The 17,455-nt window shown below is 68.4% G+C and carries 17 protein-coding genes; 8 read left to right on the top strand and 9 right to left on the bottom strand.

Annotated features, from left to right (window positions below; all coding sequences use genetic code 11):
• The first annotated feature begins 73 nt into the window (after positions 1 to 73).
• The 4 genes from AB0L65_RS07915 (at position 74) to AB0L65_RS07900 (ending at position 3,137) form a co-directional block, all read left to right on the top strand.
• The gene (locus AB0L65_RS07915) at positions 74 to 1,081 is read left to right on the top strand and encodes a WYL domain-containing protein (RefSeq protein ID WP_364241728.1); all 1,008 of its coding nucleotides are present in this window, start codon (positions 74 to 76) and stop codon (positions 1,079 to 1,081) included.
• A gap of 389 nt (positions 1,082 to 1,470) precedes the next feature.
• Positions 1,471 to 2,010, top strand: coding sequence for a GNAT family N-acetyltransferase (locus AB0L65_RS07910; RefSeq protein ID WP_364241725.1), 540 nt, complete (start codon positions 1,471 to 1,473; stop codon positions 2,008 to 2,010).
• Positions 2,011 to 2,350: 340 nt separating this feature from the next.
• The gene (locus AB0L65_RS07905) at positions 2,351 to 2,785 is read left to right on the top strand and encodes a transposase (protein ID WP_364241722.1); all 435 of its coding nucleotides are present in this window, start codon (positions 2,351 to 2,353) and stop codon (positions 2,783 to 2,785) included.
• A 130-nt stretch (positions 2,786 to 2,915) separates the two neighbouring features.
• Positions 2,916 to 3,137 (top strand): hypothetical protein, encoded by a 222-nt coding sequence (locus AB0L65_RS07900; RefSeq protein WP_364241719.1) that lies wholly within the window; start codon positions 2,916 to 2,918, stop codon positions 3,135 to 3,137.
• A 190-nt stretch (positions 3,138 to 3,327) separates the two neighbouring features.
• On the opposite strand, the gene AB0L65_RS07895 is transcribed toward AB0L65_RS07900, so the two are convergent.
• Positions 3,328 to 3,627 (bottom strand): hypothetical protein, encoded by a 300-nt coding sequence (locus AB0L65_RS07895; protein WP_364241716.1) that lies wholly within the window; start codon positions 3,625 to 3,627, stop codon positions 3,328 to 3,330.
• Positions 3,628 to 3,631: 4 nt separating this feature from the next.
• On the opposite strand from AB0L65_RS07895, the gene AB0L65_RS07890 reads away from it, so the two are divergent.
• A complete protein-coding gene (locus tag AB0L65_RS07890; protein ID WP_364241713.1) occupies positions 3,632 to 4,723 on the top strand; it encodes a hypothetical protein in 1,092 nt (363 codons plus the stop codon).
• A gap of 719 nt (positions 4,724 to 5,442) precedes the next feature.
• On the opposite strand, the gene AB0L65_RS07885 is transcribed toward AB0L65_RS07890, so the two are convergent.
• The gene (locus tag AB0L65_RS07885; protein WP_364241710.1) at positions 5,443 to 6,225 is read right to left on the bottom strand and encodes a hypothetical protein; all 783 of its coding nucleotides are present in this window, start codon (positions 6,223 to 6,225) and stop codon (positions 5,443 to 5,445) included.
• A gap of 233 nt (positions 6,226 to 6,458) precedes the next feature.
• Here AB0L65_RS07885 and AB0L65_RS07880 point away from each other — a divergent pair, with 233 nt between their 5' ends.
• Both AB0L65_RS07880 and AB0L65_RS07875 read left to right on the top strand, forming a co-directional pair.
• Positions 6,459 to 6,851, top strand: a complete 393-nt coding sequence (locus tag AB0L65_RS07880) for a hypothetical protein (protein WP_364241707.1) — start codon at positions 6,459 to 6,461, stop codon at positions 6,849 to 6,851.
• Positions 6,852 to 7,116: 265 nt separating this feature from the next.
• On the top strand, positions 7,117 to 8,574 hold the full coding sequence (locus AB0L65_RS07875) for an FAD-binding protein (RefSeq protein WP_364241704.1): 1,458 nt from the start codon (positions 7,117 to 7,119) through the stop codon (positions 8,572 to 8,574).
• A gap of 201 nt (positions 8,575 to 8,775) precedes the next feature.
• On the opposite strand, the gene AB0L65_RS07870 is transcribed toward AB0L65_RS07875, so the two are convergent.
• Positions 8,776 to 9,549 carry a methyltransferase domain-containing protein gene (locus AB0L65_RS07870; RefSeq protein ID WP_364241701.1) on the bottom strand — a complete coding sequence of 258 codons (774 nt, stop codon included), beginning with the start codon at positions 9,547 to 9,549 and terminating at the stop codon, positions 8,776 to 8,778.
• Positions 9,550 to 10,081: 532 nt separating this feature from the next.
• On the bottom strand, positions 10,082 to 10,357 hold the full coding sequence (locus AB0L65_RS07865; protein WP_364241698.1) for a hypothetical protein: 276 nt from the start codon (positions 10,355 to 10,357) through the stop codon (positions 10,082 to 10,084).
• 4 nt (positions 10,358 to 10,361) lie between these two features.
• On the opposite strand from AB0L65_RS07865, the gene AB0L65_RS07860 reads away from it, so the two are divergent.
• Positions 10,362 to 10,613, top strand: a complete 252-nt coding sequence (locus AB0L65_RS07860; RefSeq protein WP_364241695.1) for a hypothetical protein — start codon at positions 10,362 to 10,364, stop codon at positions 10,611 to 10,613.
• 155 nt (positions 10,614 to 10,768) lie between these two features.
• On the opposite strand, the gene AB0L65_RS07855 is transcribed toward AB0L65_RS07860, so the two are convergent.
• The 5 genes from AB0L65_RS07855 to AB0L65_RS07835 are packed head-to-tail and all read right to left on the bottom strand — an operon-like array spanning position 10,769 to position 17,411.
• Positions 10,769 to 12,235 carry an alpha-N-arabinofuranosidase gene (locus AB0L65_RS07855; protein ID WP_364241692.1) on the bottom strand — a complete coding sequence of 489 codons (1,467 nt, stop codon included), beginning with the start codon at positions 12,233 to 12,235 and terminating at the stop codon, positions 10,769 to 10,771.
• Between the two features lie 3 nt (positions 12,236 to 12,238).
• Entirely contained in the window at positions 12,239 to 14,362 is a 2,124-nt protein-coding gene (locus AB0L65_RS07850; protein WP_364241689.1) for a family 43 glycosylhydrolase, read from the bottom strand.
• Positions 14,363 to 14,365: 3 nt separating this feature from the next.
• A complete protein-coding gene (locus AB0L65_RS07845; protein WP_364241687.1) occupies positions 14,366 to 15,175 on the bottom strand; it encodes a carbohydrate ABC transporter permease in 810 nt (269 codons plus the stop codon).
• Complete coding sequence (locus AB0L65_RS07840; RefSeq protein WP_364241684.1) at positions 15,172 to 16,071, bottom strand: sugar ABC transporter permease; 900 nt, start codon at positions 16,069 to 16,071, stop codon at positions 15,172 to 15,174. Before AB0L65_RS07840 ends, AB0L65_RS07845 begins: the two co-directional genes overlap by 4 nt.
• Positions 16,071 to 17,411, bottom strand: coding sequence for an ABC transporter substrate-binding protein (locus AB0L65_RS07835; protein WP_364241681.1), 1,341 nt, complete (start codon positions 17,409 to 17,411; stop codon positions 16,071 to 16,073). The genes AB0L65_RS07840 and AB0L65_RS07835 overlap by 1 nt, the downstream gene beginning before the upstream one ends.
• Positions 17,412 to 17,455: the final 44 nt, after the last annotated feature.

Genomic DNA, 17,455 nt, shown 5'->3' with positions numbered 1-17,455 from the left:
TGTCCGGCTTGAACCCCAACCTAGGAGGGGTTTAGGACATTCTCTGTCCCTATTTCTCCTAGACTTGGCGAGTATGCCGGAACAGACCACGACTGAGCGGGCGCTGCGCCTGCTGGAGCTGCTGCAGGCCCGCCGGTCCTGGAGCGGCGGCGAACTCGCCGACCGCCTCGGCGTCGACGGCCGCACATTCCGGCGGGACGTGGAACGGCTACGGGGCCTCGGCTATCACATCGAGGCACGTCGCGGCCCCGACGGCGGCTACCGGCTGTCCACGGGCAGCGACCTGCCGCCGCTGGTGTTCACCCCGGACGAGGCGCTCGCCGTGGCCGCCGCCCTCGCCTCGTCGGCCGCGAACGGCGCTGCCGGCGGGGGCGAGGTCGCGCTCACCGCCCTGGCCAAAATGGAGCAGGTGATGCCCCCGGCGGTGCGCCGGAGGGTGCGGGCGCTGCGCTCCTCGGTCGCCCTCGGCGACACACCGAATGCAGTGGCCGGCGCGTATCCGGCTCCGATGAACGCCGACGTGCTGGCAGTCCTGGCCCTGGCGTGCCGGGACGCGGAACGGGTCCAGCTGCGCGTGATGAGCACCGAGGGCGCCGACACCGGACGGGAGTCCCCGCGCCACGTCGAGCCTGCCGCCCTGGTGCCCCGGCAGACCCGGTGGTTCCTCGTCTGCCGCGACCTCGACCGCGGCTGGCGGGTGGTGCGCGTCGATCGGATCACGCGCGCATCGGCGACGGGCGTGCGCTTCGAGCCGCGGGAGGTCCCCGGAGGCGACCCGGTCGCGTTCGTCACCAGCCAGCTTGGCGCCCCGCCTCGGCAACATACAGCGACGATCCTGATCCACGCCCCGATCGAACAGGTACAGGCGTACATGGGTGGCTTCGCCGCGGACTTCGCCCCGACGACAACCGCCGCCGGTCAAGCAGCGACACACTGGCGCATCGCCGATGTACGCCTGGAGGTCCTCGCCGACGGCCTGCTCTGGGTGCGATGGCCCTTCGAGGTGATCGACTCTCCCGAACTCGCCGCCCTGCTGCGGGACCGAGCCGCAGCCTTCGCCTTCGCCGCCGACCCGCGCTGAAGCGGACTCACCGTGTCCGTTCCGGATGAAGTCTTCAGAGCCCCCGTTCTGGCAGCTGGGAGTGGCAATGTAGATCCGAACTCCAGTGGCCGCGACTGTTCGACTTCACCCTGCTTTCGCACCGTGCCCACGGCTATCCCGAGTTCCCGCGACACCCGCGCATTGCCGGCTCCCGGCACCGCGCACGCCAACCCGATCTTCGCCCGGATCGCCGGCCTCGACGATTCCACCGACATGCCGATCAGCCGAGCCCGCTCGGCTTCCGTCAGGTGAATCTCTACCGCGGAGTGCTCTGACCGCAGAGGTTCGCCGGGTCGGTGGCCGCTTCGTTCACCCTGGGAGCGATAAAGTGATTGTCTCGGGGCCAGAGCTCATGTTGGCTGGGCGACATGGCTGAACTGCGTACCGATCGCCTCATCTTGCGCCGATGGCGTGACTCCGACCTTGCACCGTGGGCGGCGATGAATGCCGATCCCGAGGTCCGGGAGCACTTGGGCGACCTGCTTACCCGCGAACAGAGCGATGCCTCCGTGTCGCGATTTCAGGCCGAGTTCGACCAGCGAGGCTACGGGTGGTGGGCGGTTGAGGTGGAGACCACAGGCGAGTTCATCGGCTTCGCAGGCTTGGATGAAGTGGACGACCACATGCCGTTCACAGGAGTGGAGATCGGCTGGCGGCTCGCCCGCTCGGCCTGGGGCCAGGGCTACGCCACCGAGGCTGCGCTGACAGTCCTGGCCCACGGCTTTGACGCTCTTGAGCTTCCTGAGATCCTCGCTGTCACAACGGCCACCAACCTTCGTTCCCAGGCGGTGATGCGCCGGATCGGCATGACCCGGGACCCGGCCGACGACTTCGACGACCCCACCGAGCCCGAGGGGCCACTGCGTCCGAACGTGCTGTACCGCATCGCCTGTAGTGCGAGGGTCTGACGTTCTCCGCTGGGGTCGTTTGATCAGGCTGCGGCGGCGACGGGGCGTCCGCCCCAGCGGATGCCTTTCTCGCTGCGGATGCGGGCGCGTTCCCTGCGCTGGGCGGCGAGGGGCGTTGTGCGAGTTGATGTCCACGATGTCGCAGTGTGATCGAGCGGATCATCACGGGTGAAAGGCCGCGCATCGCTCCGTCAGCGGCCACCAGGGCAATACGAGATGCGCGAGATCGTGAACCTCTACCACGGGCGGACCGGCGTCCAGCGGGACTACCTGCCACCCGGCAGCGCGACCTACAACTACTTCGCCAAGTGGCGTGACGACGGTACTGCCCAGAAGATCCATGACCTGCTGCGCTGGCATGTGCGTGGAGCAGAAGGGACGATTAGCCGATCCGAGTCTGGTGGTGCTGGACACCCAGAGCGTCCACCTGGCGGCCGGGGTCCCCGCCACCACGACGGGCAGGGACGCGGCCAGGAAGGTGCCGGGCCGCAAGAGAGGACTGGCGGTGGACGTGTTCGGCCTGGTCATCGCGGTGGTTGTGCTGGCCGCCTCCGCACACGAGAACGCTGCCGGGACCGTTCTGCTGGACCGGGTCGCAGCCCAGACCTCCGGCATGGCGACCAACGCCCTGGTCGATCAGGGGTTCAAGAACACAGTCGTCGACCATGGGGCCGGGCTTGGGATCGACGTGGAGATCGTCGAACGAAACCCCGCCGACCAGGGGTTGTCCCCCAGCCGAAACGATGGATCGTCGAGCAGACGTACGGCACCTTGATGCTGCACCGGCGCCTGGTCCGCGACCATGAACACCTGCCGGCCAGCTCCGAATCACGGGTGTACTGGGCGATGACCGACATGATGTCCCGTCGGCTGACCCGCACCCCCGCACCGTCGTGGCGGTCGACATGACCAGGCCAGACGCGCAGGAACCGGACCCCGGCACGTGGCTGTTGAACAAGACCGACGCCCGCGAGCGGGCCCTGACCGGCCAGATCGAGCAGACCCTGGTGGACATCGACGGCATGACCGCGCACCTCGGCGAACTGCACGAAGCGATCGAGCACCTGCGGATCACCCGCAAGACCCTGCTGTCCCTCGCCGAAGAACCCGGACCCTGCCCATCGTGAAGCCGAACACCGAGAACGTCCGCGCCAAGCTCAAGCGCCTGGTCAACCAGGGCATTCTCGTCGAGACCGAGCCAGGATTGTTCGTTCAGCCACGCCCCCAGCCCAGCCCGTCTTCCCCAAAGCAAAGGACGAGAGGGGCATCAACTCGCGCAATGCCCACTGAGACTCTGACTCATGTGGCGATCGGTCGTTAGGTCATCCGTGAATGCGTTGGCACGATTGCCCCGACGCCCGGATATCCGATAGGTAAGGCTCTGCCATAATGCGCGGGCATGAGGATCTTGCGCAGCAGGACGATGCTGATCGCTTGCGTGCTCGCGCTGGCATCCTGCGCCGCCGAACCATCGCCGGTGTCCGCCCCGCGGTCTTCGGCAGGCTCGCCGAAGACCGCCGTGTCGAGCGCAGCGCCGCAGTCGTCCCCGACGGCCTCTGCGGTTCCGGTGCCTGGATGGCAGCCATTGGAGCCGAACGGTGAGCAGGCGGACGGCATCGCTTTGAGTGATGTGGCTGCGACGGGTCCCGACACGGCGTGGGCGGTCGGTCAGTACGCGGAAGCGGAGGACGACGCTTCTTCCTCGGGAGTCCTGCTGCGCGTGGACGGCTTGCGATGGCGGTCCGAGCAGAGCACAGAGGGTCGCATCCTCGGCGACCTCAGCTCGGACTTCAGAGCAGTGGACGCCGACGGGTCCGGCAACGCCTGGGTCGTCGGCAGCGTCGACTCCATGGGGGAGGGCAGCGCAGATACCAAACAGTTCCCGTTGGCCTTGCGCTGGGACGGTCGGAACTGGGACATACACACGCCCTTCGCAGAGTCCTGGGACCTGTACACATCCTTGAAAGACCGCAAGGACCGCTGGCTGACCGACTGGCTGGCCGACGTCGCCGTGGACGGCCGGCGAGCGGCGCTGATCGGGTTACGCGGCTCGGCGGACGCCGGTGAGATCAGCTCACCTGTCCTCTTGACGTGGAACGGCAGGCGTTTCAGCAGGCGGGAGTATCAGCGTGGCGGCAGGTTCAACGCCGTGGACGCCGGAGCGGGGCACGTCTGGATCGTGGGCATGTCGTCCAGCGGCCGATGCGCGGACTCGCAACCGGCGATCTGGCACAGCGCGTCCCCCGGTGGCGCGCCGACGCAGATGAGACTTCCCAGGCTGGGACGCGGCTCGTTGCGGCACATCTGGCAGAACAGCCCGTCCGACGTGTGGGCAGTGGGTGAGACCGGTACCCGGTGGGCCTGCGACCAGTACGGGCGGCCGGGCGGGCCGCTGGTCCTGCACTGGAACGGCACCTCCTGGAAGAAGATCAAGTTTCCCAGGTGGAAGGTGAGTCTGCAGAGCGTCACCGCCTTCGCCGCTGACGACGTGTGGGTGGCCGGTGTCGACGACGGTGGCGACGAACGACCCACGCAGGTCACGCTGCTGCGCTACGACGGGCGACGATGGACCCGCGACTACCGCGACGTCGGCGGCGAGATCTGCGGTGACGGCTTCACGATCACTCGTTTCCTCGCCACCTCCCGTCTCCTGCTGGCCGGGAGGGCGCACTGCGGCGACGACACGAAACACTTCCTCCAGATCCACCGCTAGAAGCGGATGACACGCCATGCAGGGGATCAACCCACCCACATTGAGTGGATCTTGGTGACAAGGGTAGGCCCCCTCGTAGAGACCGTGATCAGGGAACACGATCATCAACAGTGACCGTTCATGGGGGACGCGCTGCGGTAAACCCTCCCCGCCATGTCCGCCACTCCAATACCTGCATACCAGTAGTCGCCTGATCACTGCAGAGGGGAATCGCCGCTGACGGCCGCCTCGATGATTCACCGAAGCGGCAGACGCGAGCAGCCTACTTGCCTTACGGGCCTAAACGACCTTCAAGCCGTTGACCAGCTACTTCACTTGAGAACTCCAGATAACACGCGTTATCTGGAATGCCGAGAAGGCGTCAGGCAGGTGGGCTCCCGAGGAACGTGCCTGACAAGTTATCTGCGGTTGTCAGGCACGTCCGTCACCCCCTGAGGGGCCGATAGGCATCCGCGTCACTCGACCTGATCTTTTGCTCGGTCACCGCCGCGGCAATGCTTGGCGCTCGCCCAGCGCGTCGCGCAGGCTGCACGCGGGAACCCCTGGCCTGGCCGGGTCACGACGTGGCATCACGCGCCCCGGCACCGGGCCCGGCCTGGGGGCTCGTTTCCGTCTTGTGCGCCTTCGCTTCTGTGGCCGTCATGCAGGCTGAGCCGGGCATTGATGTCCCGTACTCCGTGAAGGATGGCGCATGAGCAGGTAAGACCAGGCGCGCGGTGCTACGCCACCTTGGCCGAGGCGGCGGTCCAGGTGTTGCACGAGGCAGGGTCGGCGGTGGCGAAGCCCTGCTTGAGCCAGTAGCCGATGCTGGACGTCTTTCCCCAGCGGCGATCCTTCTCAGAGGTGTCACCGCTGGGCAACGTCAGGAAATAGCTCCAGTCCTTGCCAGTACGCCCGGTCAGTGGCCAGACGCTTTTGATGAACGCGGCGGCCAGGCAATCCCGTTGCAAGCTGTAGCGCCGTTGCTGCTCTTGGAGCTCGGACTTGTTGCGGTACTTCACCACGTTGTAGGCGTCCGCGATGCCGGTGAGGTATTGGACGTGATAGCTGTACATATAGCCGACCTGATACAGGATCCAGAGGTCTGTGGGGTCGTCCAAGTATTCCTTGCCGACTTCGAATGTCAGCGTGCCGGTCTTTTCGCAGTAGTAGGCCTCTGAGTCGTTCTTCTGGTTGAAGGTGGCTCCGCAGTACTTCTTCGGTATTTTGTCCACGTGCCGCGCCTTGACCGGGCGGTAGGGCAGGTTCGTGCTGGTGAGGTGTTGTTCCCAGGTCGTTTCCAGGCAAGCGAGCATCGCGTTGATATAGGCGCGTCCGAGCTGGCGATTGTTGCGTTTGAGCGGGGGTTCTTCACAGGTCGTCGTCGGGAGGACCCCGGCGTCGTAAAGGGGGTTGGCGATCAGCTTGGGATGTTTGACCGGATACGCGGTTGCTGCGGCGGCCGTTCCGGCTAAGGGGGTCATGAGCACGCACGTCAGTGCGGCGATCTTGACGATTTTCATGGTTCCCGACCATAAGGGGAGGCGGCGGGTCACGCAATTGTGAAGCAGCGGGCCGCCTCCCGCGATGGCTCGGCCGTGGAGGCGCCGGGTGAGCAGGGCCCTCTCGCTGGCTGTTCCCCGGCCGACGCGCGGGTCGGCCCTGCCGCCCCGACCATCTGTCCCCGCTCCTGAGAGAGATCGATGTCCCAGCGGCCGCCGCCCGAGGTGCCGCCATCCGGCAGCAACTCCTGAAGATGTCCGCCCCCGTCGTCGCCCTCGGCTACCACGACAAGACCACCGCCCGTCTCCTCCGCGAAAGCGGCCGAGCCTGGAATCGCTGCGACCTCTCCACGTTCGTCAGTGCGTTTGAGGGCGTCACGTCGGGTTCCTCCAGCGCCGCGCGCATGATCTTCTGGAATCATCCCACCGACGTGTGGACGGCATGGCCCGTTTCTTTCACCAATGGGCACCCCACGAGCGAACGCTGCTGCCACGAAACGTTTCGGCCGAATCCTTTCGTGGACGCCACCCAAGATAAACTTCGCGCGGTGTTTCGTGCATCGGCGCGAAGGCAGGTCTTCGAGGAGGATGCGTGCGGGAATTGGCGCTGGGCGGGCGATCTTCGTTCGGTGCCTGAGCGTGCCTGACGCCGACAGACGTTATCGATTCGGTCCGCCCGGATGCCTTTCCTCCTCGGCGGGTTATCAGACGTTGACGGCTGCGTGCTCGTCGATGCCGGCCAGGCACGCGAAACTCATCGGTCCATCCTGCCCCGATGATGCTCGCCGGCCCGTCGAGGCCCGAAGCGCCGTAGTAACCCTTTTGTGGCTGTCATCCGTTTTCGTTCGGGTGGCGTCGCCGGGTGCCGTCGGCGATTATCGACGCGACGTGACCGCTGCGAAAGGATCGGGTATGACGTGGTATCCGTGGAGACGGGCGTTCCTCACGGCGGGGGCGGCCGTGGTCGGCTTCGACCCGTCCACGCGCACGTGGGTCACCGACGCCGCCCAGTCTCAGGGGATGGTCGACCTGCCGCCGCTGAAGGGCAGGGTGGTGACCGATCCCGCCTCGCGCGGCCAGGCGGCCGACGACTTCGGGCACCTGGTCCATCGGACCCCCGGGGCCGTGCTGGAGCCCGGCGCCGTGTCGGACATCATGCTGATGATGAAGTACTGCCGGACGCACAGCCTGCAGGTGGCCGCGCGCGGCCAGGGACACGCCACCTTAGGTCAGGGCCAGGTCGCGGGCGGTCTGATCATCGACATGACCCCGCTCAACGCGGTTGAGGTGCGGGAGGACACGGCCGTCGTGGAGGCGGGCGCGCTCTGGAGCAGCTTGGCGCAGGCGACCCTGGCCCACGGCCTGACCCCTCCGGTCTTCACCGACTACCTGGAGCTCTCGGTCGGCGGCACGCTCTCGGTGGGCGGTGTCGGCGGCCAGACCCACCACCACGGATCCCAGGCGGACAGCGTCGTGGAGCTGGAGGTCGTCACGGGGGATGCCAGCCTGAGGAGGTGTTCCGCGGAGCTGCACCCCGACCTCTTCCGCGCGGCGCTGGCTGGAAGAGGACAGTGCGGCATCATCACCAAGGCCACCGTGCGCCTGCTGCCCGCCCCCGCGACGGTCCGCCACTACCTGCTCTCCTACCCGAGCGTCGCCGCGCTGACCGCCGACCAGCGGCGCGTGGTCAACGACGGCCGCTTCGCCTACGTGGAGGGAGAGCTCGGGCTGCCGACCGGCTCCGCCGGCTGGAGTTACCAGCTTGAAGCGGTCGCCTTCTTCGACGGCACGACCCCGCCCGACGACGCCAGGCTGCTCGACGGGCTGGGCGACCAGCCCGGCGACCGGCAGATCCAGGACATGTCCTACTTCGACTTCCTCAACCGGCTCGCCGCGGGCGTCGCCTATCTGAAGTCCACAGGCGAGTGGTACCGCCCGCACCCCTGGTGGAACATGTTCCTGCCCGCGAGCCGCACCGACGCCTTCGTGGAGGCCGCCATCAAGGACCTGACCGAGACCGAGGTCGGCGCCAGCGGCGTGGTCCTGCTCTATCCCTTCCCCCGCGCCCGCCTGCACCTGCCCTTGCTGCGCATGCCCGACGAGGAGACGGTCTTCCTCTTCACACTGCTCAGAACCGCCTCGCCCGGAGCCGAGAGTCCGCAGGACATGGTGGAGGCCAACCGTTCCCTCTACCTGCGCGCCCGAGCAGTCGGGGGTTACCAGTACCCGGTCGGCTCCATACCCACCACGCCTGAGGAGTGGCGCACCCACTACGGCCCCGCATGGGCCGCCTTCGAGGCGGCCCATGAACGCTACGATCCCGACGGAATCCTCACTCCGGGCCAGGGCGTCTTCCCTCCGGGACCGTGAAGTCCGCAGCCGGATCACCCGTGCCGAGTTTCGCCGCCGAAGGGCGCGGTGTTGCAGGGGGACGGCCGGTCGGGTCGCCTCGGGGTCGGGTAGGACCGCCGCATCGCTGCGGCGGTCAGGCTCGGCATGCTGAAGCCATCGTGACGCCGGCCTGCGCCGTGCTCACCGGCGTGTGGCTGACCGCGGCCCGGACGCCGCGGGCTATCCCGGGCGGCGTCCCCATGCCGAGATCAGCGGCGCGAGGGTGAGGTCGAGCTCGCCGGCATCGATGGCGGCCAGGTGCGCGTCGATCTCGGCGTCGTGGGCCAACCCGGCGGCGAGCAACTCGGCGCGGACCATGCGCACCGTCGCGGTCTCCAGCCGGTCGCAGGCTACCCCGCCGACCGGGAAGCAGCCGGCCGCCGTGACATCGGCCAGGCCGGCCGCACGCAACGCCCGCGGCAGCGTACGGCCGTAGCGCAGGTCGGCGCCACGGCGGGTCATCAACTCCCGGACGGCGCACCGCAGCCGGTTGGCGCGCTGCTGTGCCGGGCCAACCTCATCGAGGCAGGCCAGCGGCTGCAGCTCGGTATCGGCGTCCTCGACCAACAGCCAGCCACCGGGGCGCAGCGCCGCCACCATCGTCGCCAACGCCCGGGCACGGTCGGGCACGTGGACGAGCACGAGCCGGGCGTGTACCAGGTCGAACGTGCCTGGCTGCGGCGGCGGGTCCCCGACGATGTCGTGCCGGAGCACCTCGTACCCGCCGTGCGGGTCCAACCAGGCCGGATTGATGTCCGTGGCCAGCACGTAACCGGTTGGTCCGACGGCCGTGGCGAGTGCCTCGGGAATGCTGGGGCCTCCGGCACCGACTTCCCAGCAGCGCCAGCCCGCCTTCACTCCGAGCCGGTCGAAGTGCCCCCGTGTGACACCGTCGAACAGCTCGGCCAGCCAGGTGAACCGCTCGCCCGCCTCCACCCGGGCGTTGTCGAGCAAGTAGCGGTGGTCCGGGGCAGACCCAGGGGTGTGCGGCGATGGGGGGCCGGACCCCGCGCCAGCGGTATTCACCGCCCCGCCTGAGGTTGTGTCCGGCTCGGACCCAGGGTCGGCGAGGGGTTGCGATGAACTCATGCCTACATCCTCACGACCTTCCGCGTGCTGTGTCAGCGCGACATGGAATGAAACCAGACGGCCTCCAGGACTGGTAAAGGACCAGACTCTGGCACCGCGCCACTACAAAACGAATGCGGTCGAAGTACGCCAAAACGCGCCGCGTGGCGTAGGCCCCAGTTCTCAGTGTTGGTGTCGCCGGGCCGCTGGGTCGCGTTCGGCGGTGGTGCGGGCGGAGGTCTCCTCTCCGAGGCGGACGTAGCGGCCGAGGCTGGCCAGGTGCTGATGGCGGGACTCGGCCTGCAGGTCAGGTGCGGTGCGTCCGGCTTCGGCAAGGTGTCGCAGCGCGTTGTGGCGGGGCTGGTGCCGTTATCTGGGGTGCCAAGAAGGGCAGTCCGGGAACGTGCCTGACAGGTATTCAGGGGTTGTAAGGCACGTTAACCATGTGAGGCACCCGGCTGGAGGCGGACGCCCGCTTCGGCTGCAAGATCGTGTCCTGGTCGGCCTGCAGATGCCGGTGGTGAATCGGGCAGTGGTGGGCAATTTTGTTGCGCAGAACGCGCAGGAAATCGAGCTGACGGTGCAGCGCATGGCGGCCGCCGCGGTACCCGGGAAAGGCCTGATAGAGGCTGGTGCGCCAGAGCCGCTGGTCGTAGTTGTTGCCGCGGCCGAGCGGACCGGTGCCACTGGGCACGGGGGTGAGCCCGCCATTCGTCGCGGCCGAACAGCTGGAACATGCGCTGGTCCAGCACCCTGCGCAGGGCGAGCTCGAGATGTTGCAAAGGACCGTAGAAGGCTGCGGAGACTTCAGTGTTCCAGCAGAACAGACGCAGAGCGGCGACCGCGTCGCCGCCGCAGAACGCTTCGTACTCAGAATCTCCGACCCCCAGACCGGCACGCAGGCCGACGCGGAAGCTGGGGCTGCGGTTGCCGGTGGCGGCTGCCGCTGAGTCGGCTCGGATCCGCGCCCGGCGCCGGCATGCTCCGGCGACGTGCCGCGACCACAGCGGGACGGTCATGCCGGTGCACTGTCAGGGGTGAGGCCGCGCTCCCGCGTGAGCTGGAGCGCGGCCCTAGACGGAGCCGGCCCGGTCGGGCCTCCCGTCTACAAATCACTCTCCGCAAGAATCATCGTCCACGAGGCGGCGGGCAGCCGCGCCGTCAGCCGGTCGCCGTCAGCCTGGACGGCCAGCGGCTGCGGAAGGGCCTCCACCCGGTGCGGGTCGTTCCCGGCGGCGATCACCGAGGCCGACACCGGCCTGACCGCCGCCGGGAGCCGGACGGTGAGGTCGAGGTCCTGGTCGGGCGACCGGTTGACGGCGAACAGCGCCACCCGGGACCCGTCGACGGTGGCCACCGCCGACAGCGCGGGCGCCTCGCCGTACCGTTCGGTCTCCAGGAGTGGCCCGGACGGCTCCACCCGCAGCACGGTGCCGCGCGCGTGCCGGGCCGTCAGCGCGAACGGGTGGAAGATCGTCTGACGCCAGGCCGGGCCGCCGGGCTCGGTCCTGATCGGCGCGATGATGTTGGCGAGCTGCGCCTGGCAGGCGATGCTCACCCGGTCGGCGTGCCGCAGCAGCGTGATCAGGAAGTCCCCCACCACCACGGCGTCGGCGGCGGTGAAGGTGTCCTCGATCAGCTCCGGCGCCTCCTGGAACGGCGAGCGCTCGCGCCCGGCGAACCGGCTCTGGTACCAGACGTTCCACTCGTCGAAGGACAGGTTGATCTTCTTCTTGCGCCGGAGCTTCGCCCCGATGTGGTCGGCCGTGGCCACGATGGCCGAGATATAGCGGTCCATGTCCACGGCGCTGCAGAGGAAGCCGGGCAGGTCGCCGTTCTCCTCGTAGTAGTTGTGCAGCGACAGGTAGTCGACCGCGTCGTAGGCGTGTTCGAGCACGGTGGCCTCCCACGCGCCGAACGTCGGCATCCCGCTGTTGGAGCTGCCGCACAGCACCAGCTCGATGTCGGGGTCGACGAGCCGCATGGCCTTGGCCGTCTCGTTCGCGAGCCGTCCGTACTCGTGCGCGGTCTTGTGGCCGATCTGCCAGGGTCCGTCCATCTCGTTGCCGAGACACCAGAGCTTGATCCCGTACGGGTCGGTCACTCCGTGTTTGACCCGCAGGTCCGACCACCGCGTACCCGAGGGGTGGTTGGCGTATTCGAGCAGGTCACAGGCCTCCTGGAGGCCCCGGGTGCCGAGGTTGACGGCCATCATCGGCTCCACCCCGGCGGCCCGGGTCCAGGACATGAACTCGTTGAGCCCGAACGCGTTCGTCTCGATCTGCCGCCAGGCCAGGTCCAGCCGGGAGGGCCGGTCGGGGCCGACGCCGTCCTCCCAGCGGTAGCCGGAGACGAAGTTGCCTCCCGGGTAGCGGACCACGCTCACGCCCATCTCGCGGGTCAGCTCCAGCACGTCGGTGCGGAAGCCGTTGTCGTCCGCCGCCGGGTGGCCCGGTTCGTAGATGCCGGTGTAGACGCACCGGCCCATGTGCTCGACGAACGAGCCGAACAGGCGCCGGTTGACGGGGGCGATGCGGAAAGAGGGGTCAAGGGTCAGGTGTGCTTGTGGCACAGGTCAGGCTCCTCGGTAGACGCGTACGTAGTCGAAGTCGGCGTTGACGGCCGGCTGGGCCCCTCCGTGGGCGACCAGGCCGATGCGCACGGCCGTGTCCTTGGGGAAGGTCCACACGCCGCCCCAGGTCCAGGTCCTGCCGTCGCGGCTGGATCCGGCGCGGAACTCGTGCTCCCCGTTGGCCGGGTCCACGTGGTGCGCCAGCCGCAGCCAGGTGGTCTTCGCGGGCGGGCCGACGATGTTGCCGCCGTAGGACAGGCGGCCGGCGAAGGTCAGCTCGCGGCCGTACTCGACCTGGCGGGTGTTCCAGATGGCGACCTGGGACAGGCGGGCGAAGTCGTCGTCGGAGGCGTAGGCGACCAGCCCGGCCTGCTGGTAGTTGCGTACGGCGTCCTCGCCCAGGTCGAGCGTGACCTTGGTCTCCACGACGTAGTCGCCCTTGGGGGCCTCGCGCAGCAGCACCGACGCCTTGTTGCCGGTCCCGACCAGGTCGGCGCCCTGAACGGGCCAGCGCAGCACGCCCTCCTCGTTCCTGGCCGCGGCGTCCTGCCGGACCCAGGTCCAGCGGGAGTCGAGCGGCCCGTCGAACTCGTCGGCGTCCAGCAGCCTGCCCGTGCGCGGCGTCGGCGCCGCCTTGGTGACGGCCTTGAACAGCGGGGCGGCGGTGACGTTGTCGAAGTCGGCGCCCCCGTCGGCGACCAGCCCGATCGGGCCGTTCGCGCTGCCCGTGACGGTGACGCTCGCCTGCGGGTCACGGAGCCGGGCCTCGGTCACCTCGGCGGTGATCGTCCGTCCCTTGACGGTGACGGCCAGGTTGTGCCAGGTCGCGGCCCCTCCGGGCAGCGCCACCGTACGGGACGCGCCGCCCGAGGTGAGCGTCAACCCGTCGGGCGAAACGACCGCGGTCGTGCCGCCGATGCGGATCCCGGCGGACTTGTCCGTCTTGAGGTCGGTCTCGACGCGGACGTCTCCGTCGAGCGACCTGCGGCTGACGAGCGTGCCCTGGCCACGGACATGTCCATCCTGTACGGTCCAGCCGGCCGTGTTCCGCCAGCCCGACAGATCGCCCGCGAACCGATCGTCCACGACCCCGCGGGTCACCGGCGTCTCCCGTGACTGCTCGGAAGGCCCGGCCCCCGCACGCACGGTAGGCCAGCCGTCGATCCAGTCCAGCCGGTCCAGCAGCATGGGCCGCTCGTTGATCCCGTACGGCTCGTCCAGGAACGGGTCGCTTCGATCGATGGCGTGGTAGAGCATCCAGTCCTGACCGGAAAGGTCGGTGAGCTGGGCGTGGTGGCCGGTGCCGATGAAGCGGTTGCCGTTCTGGTCCAGGACGGGGGTGCCACCGGCGCGTGAGGCCAGCAGCGGCACGCCCTCGCGGTCGACGAACGGCCCGCGCGGGCTGGTCGAGCGCCCGGCCAGCACCGAGTAGCCGGTGGTCGGCCCGGCGCAGCAGTTCGCCGAGGAGCCGAGCAGGTAGTAGTAGCCGTCGTGGCGCACCACGTACGCGCCCTCGAACTTGTTGTCGATCGCGACCTGCTGCGGCTGCCCGGTGGCGCGCAGCCCGTCGGCGGACAGCTCGGTCACCCACAGGCCGCCGAAGAACCCGCCGAAGTACAGGTACTTGCGCCCGTCCACGTCGGTGAACTGCGAGGGGTCGATGGTGTTCCAGTACGAGTTGCCCGAGGGACGCGGGGCGACGACCGGGGCGTCGATGTGCGTCCACGGTCCGGTCGGCGTGGGCGCCGTGGCGGCGCCGATCGAGTAGTCCCAGTTGGCGGGCGTGGTGGCGGTGTCGGTGACGGTGAAGTACATGACGTACTGGCCGTCGAGGTAGCGGATGTCCGGTGCCCAGAACAGGCTGCCCGGCGCCGCGTACGGCGGCAGGTTGTCCGGCCCGAACGCGTCGCCCACGTAGGTCCAGTTGACCAGGTCGCCGGAGCGCGCGATCGGCAGCCTGTGCAGGACCTTCTCGCCTTCGCGCAGCGGGTCCGACGTGCCGTAGGAGTACCAGTAGCCGTCCTGCCCGCGGATCACCGACGGGTCGGCGAACGTGTCGGAGAAGGAGCCGGACGCCGGATTGGTGAAGAGGGAGAGGATCAGTGTGGCGATGACAGCCAGGTGCATGTGTCAGCCCTTCAGGCCACTACGAGAGATGCCTTCGATGACGTACCGCTGGGTCAGACTGAAGAGGATCAGGACGGGGATGCTGGCCAGCACCGCGCCCGCCATGATCACCGGATAGTGGATCGTGTACGCCCCCTGCAGGATCGACAGGCCCGGCGGCAGCGTGAAGTACTCGGGACTGAAGATCACGTAGATCGGCCAGATGAAGTCGTTCCAGTTGGACAGGAAGCTCAGTACGGCCAGCGTGGCCAGCGCGGGCCGCGACAGCGGCAGCGTGACCCGCCAGAAGATGTGCCAGTGGTTGGCGCCCTCCATCAGCGCGGCCTCGTCCAGCTCGCGCGGCAGCCCGAGGAAGAACTGCCGCAGGAAGAACACCCCGAACGCGCCCGCCGCCCCCGGCACGACGAGCGCCGTCAGGCTGTCCAGCCAGCCGAGCTGGTCGACGATCAGGAACTGTGGGATGAGGAAGACGAACCCCGGCACCAGCAGCGTGCCGACGATCATCCCGAACATCAGTTTCTTGCCGCGGAACTCCAGCCTGGCCAGCGCGTACGCGGCCAGCGACGACACCGCGAGCACCAGCAGCATGTGCCCTGTGGCGGCGATGAGACTGTTGGCGAACCAGCGCAGCACCGGCGTGTCCGTGGTGCCCTGGAAGACCGTCCCGTACGCGGACGTCGTCGGCTCGGCAGGCAGCAGCGTGGGCGGCACCCGGGTGGCCTCGGTCTGCGTCTTGAACGACACGCCCAGGGCCCACACCAGCGGCCCCACGAACAGCACGGCGAGGGCCACCAGGCCCGTGTAGCGCTTCATGACCGGGTCCTGAACAGCCGGAAGTTGGCCACGCTGACCAGGATCAGCAGCAGCGTGAGCAGGTAGCTCATGGCCGAGGCGCTGCCCATCTTGTACTCCCTGAGCCCCTGCTGGAGCATGTACATGATCGCGGTCCGCGTGTCCCCGCCCGGCGCCCCCTGGGTCAGCAGGTACGACTGCCCGAACATGTTCGCCGAGGCCAGGATCGTCGTCGTCACCACGAACAGCGCGACGGGCCGCAGCCCCGGCAGCGTGACGTGGACGAACTCGCCCCACCGCCCCGCGCCGTCCACCTTCGCCGCGTCGTACAGCTCGCGCGGGATGTCCTGCATCCCGGCCAGGTAGATCACCGCGTTGAACCCGAGCGTCCACCAGACCGTCACCCCGACCAGCGCGATCCAGGCCCACGGCGTCGCGGTGGTCCACGGGATCGGCGTGCCGAGGATCCAGTCGACCAGGCCGAGGTTCGGGTCGAGCAGCAGCCGCCACATCAGGCACACCACCGCCACGCCCAGCACGAACGGCGCGAAGAACAGCCCCCGGAACAGCGTCCTGCCCCGGAAGGGCCGGTTGAGCAGCAACGCCACCCCGAGCGGCAGCACGACCAGGAACGGCACGCTGAACACGGTGAAGATCCCGGTCGCCCGCATCGACATCCAGAAGTCGCCGTAGACGGGCGACTGGTCGTCGAACAGCGCCGTGTAGTTGTCCAGGCCGACGAACGGCTTGCCCTCGAGCAGGTAGTCCCAGTCGTGCAGGCTCACCCAGATCCCGAACAGGGCCGGGGCCAGCACGAACACGGAGAAAAGGATCAGGTACGGCGCCAGGAACAGGTACGGCGTCGCCTTGCCCGACCGGGGAACGCCCGCCGTCCCCTTCGCTGAGATCGCGACCATCAGGCGCCGTACTTCTTCCGGTTGGCCTCAAGGATCTTGTCTGCCTTGGCGGCGGCCTCCGTGAGCGCGTCCTTGGGGCTCTTCTTGAGCAGGATCGCCGCGTTGATCGCCTGGTCGACGACCGCGGAGGCGTCCCCGATGCCCGCCACCGACGGCAGGAAGTACAGGTAGTCGATCTGGGTGCCGATCGTGGCCTGCTCCTTCAGCGCCGCGAACTCCGCGCCGTCGCGGATCGACTTGCGTGCAGGCACCTGGCCGCCCTTGGCCCACTCCAGCGAGTGGCCGCTGATCCAGTTGATGAACACCTTGGCCGCGGTCAGCTTGTTCTGGTCGGGCGTACGCTGCTTGAACACCACGAACTGGTGCGAGCCCGCCCACGCCGCCGGCTTCGACCCGATCTGCGGGAGCGGCGCGACACCCCACTCCAGGTCCTTGATCTCCTTGAGCGTGTTGATGGACCAGATGCCGTTCCAGTTGAAGGCGGCCTTGCCGTTCTGCAGGGCGATGAAGTCGGCGTCCTGGCCGACGTTCTTGGGGCTGTAGCCCTTGTTGATTAGGTCGACGAGCCAGGTCAGGGCCTGCACGCCGGGGTCCTCGGCGAAGCGCGAGGCGCTGGCGTCGTCGGCGAAGAGCTGGCCGCCGTTCTGGTAGAGCAGCGTCCCGAACTGCATGCTTCCGGTGAACGGGAACGGCGTGGCCCAGTGCCCCTGGATGCCCGCCTTCTTCAGCGCCTCCAGCGCCGCCATGTACTCCTCGCCGGTCTTGGGCGGCTGCTCCGGGTCGAGCCCAGCCTTCTTCATGACCGTCTTGTTGTAGAACATGCCGAGCGGGTGCACGTCGAGCGGGATCGCGTAGCGCGCGCCCTTGTAGACGCCGGCCTTCCAGACCGGCGGGGAGAAGTCCGCCTCGGTGAGGCTGAGCGCGTTGGCCACGTCGTCGAGGGGCAGGACCACCTGCCGGGCCGCGTTGGTGGCGACGCTGTCGACGTGCATGATGCCGAGGTCAGGGCCTTGACCCGCGGAGACGGCCGCGGGGACCTTCGCGTAGTAGTCGGCCCACTGGTAGACGTTCATCGACACCTTGATGTTCTGGTGCTCGGCGTTGAACTGGTCCACCAGCTTCTTCATGAACGGGCCGTCGCCGCCGGTGAAGCCGTTCCAGAACTTCAGCGAGACCGAGGGACCGGTGTATTCGGTCGGCGCCGCCGTGGTGGCCGGCGCGGTGGCCGGCGCCTGCGCCTGCTTGGGACCGCCGCCTCCGCCGCAGCCCGCGGCGCCGATGACCAGCGCGCCGAGGCCCAGGCCCAGCGCGCGCCGCCTGGAAAGGTCGTTTTGGGACATGCCAGATCACTCCTGACCGTGAGGTTACGGACGTTGTACATCGT

The sequence above is a fragment of the Nonomuraea sp. NPDC052116 genome (genome assembly GCF_040680035.1).
In the GTDB taxonomy this organism is placed as follows: Bacteria; Actinomycetota; Actinomycetes; order Streptosporangiales; family Streptosporangiaceae; genus Nonomuraea; species Nonomuraea angiospora_A.
Note: the sequence above shows the minus strand (reverse complement) of the source record. Positions and strands in the feature narration are given on the sequence as shown.

Coding starts and splice junctions, on each gene's coding strand:
- AB0L65_RS07885 (WP_364241710.1), bottom strand. CDS start 6,225: ATGAAAATCGTCAAGATCGCCGCACTGACGTGCGTGCTCATGACCCCC.
- AB0L65_RS07900 (WP_364241719.1), top strand. CDS start 2,916: ATGACCAGGCCAGACGCGCAGGAACCGGACCCCGGCACGTGGCTGTTG.
- AB0L65_RS07895 (WP_364241716.1), bottom strand. CDS start 3,627: ATGCCGTCCGCCTGCTCACCGTTCGGCTCCAATGGCTGCCATCCAGGC.
- AB0L65_RS07880 (WP_364241707.1), top strand. CDS start 6,459: ATGTCCGCCCCCGTCGTCGCCCTCGGCTACCACGACAAGACCACCGCC.
- AB0L65_RS07840 (WP_364241684.1), bottom strand. CDS start 16,071: ATGGTCGCGATCTCAGCGAAGGGGACGGCGGGCGTTCCCCGGTCGGGC.
- AB0L65_RS07910 (WP_364241725.1), top strand. CDS start 1,471: ATGGCTGAACTGCGTACCGATCGCCTCATCTTGCGCCGATGGCGTGAC.
- AB0L65_RS07875 (WP_364241704.1), top strand. CDS start 7,117: ATGACGTGGTATCCGTGGAGACGGGCGTTCCTCACGGCGGGGGCGGCC.
- AB0L65_RS07845 (WP_364241687.1), bottom strand. CDS start 15,175: ATGAAGCGCTACACGGGCCTGGTGGCCCTCGCCGTGCTGTTCGTGGGG.
- AB0L65_RS07850 (WP_364241689.1), bottom strand. CDS start 14,362: ATGCACCTGGCTGTCATCGCCACACTGATCCTCTCCCTCTTCACCAAT.
- AB0L65_RS07905 (WP_364241722.1), top strand. CDS start 2,351: ATGACCTGCTGCGCTGGCATGTGCGTGGAGCAGAAGGGACGATTAGCC.
- AB0L65_RS07835 (WP_364241681.1), bottom strand. CDS start 17,411: ATGTCCCAAAACGACCTTTCCAGGCGGCGCGCGCTGGGCCTGGGCCTC.
- AB0L65_RS07915 (WP_364241728.1), top strand. CDS start 74: ATGCCGGAACAGACCACGACTGAGCGGGCGCTGCGCCTGCTGGAGCTG.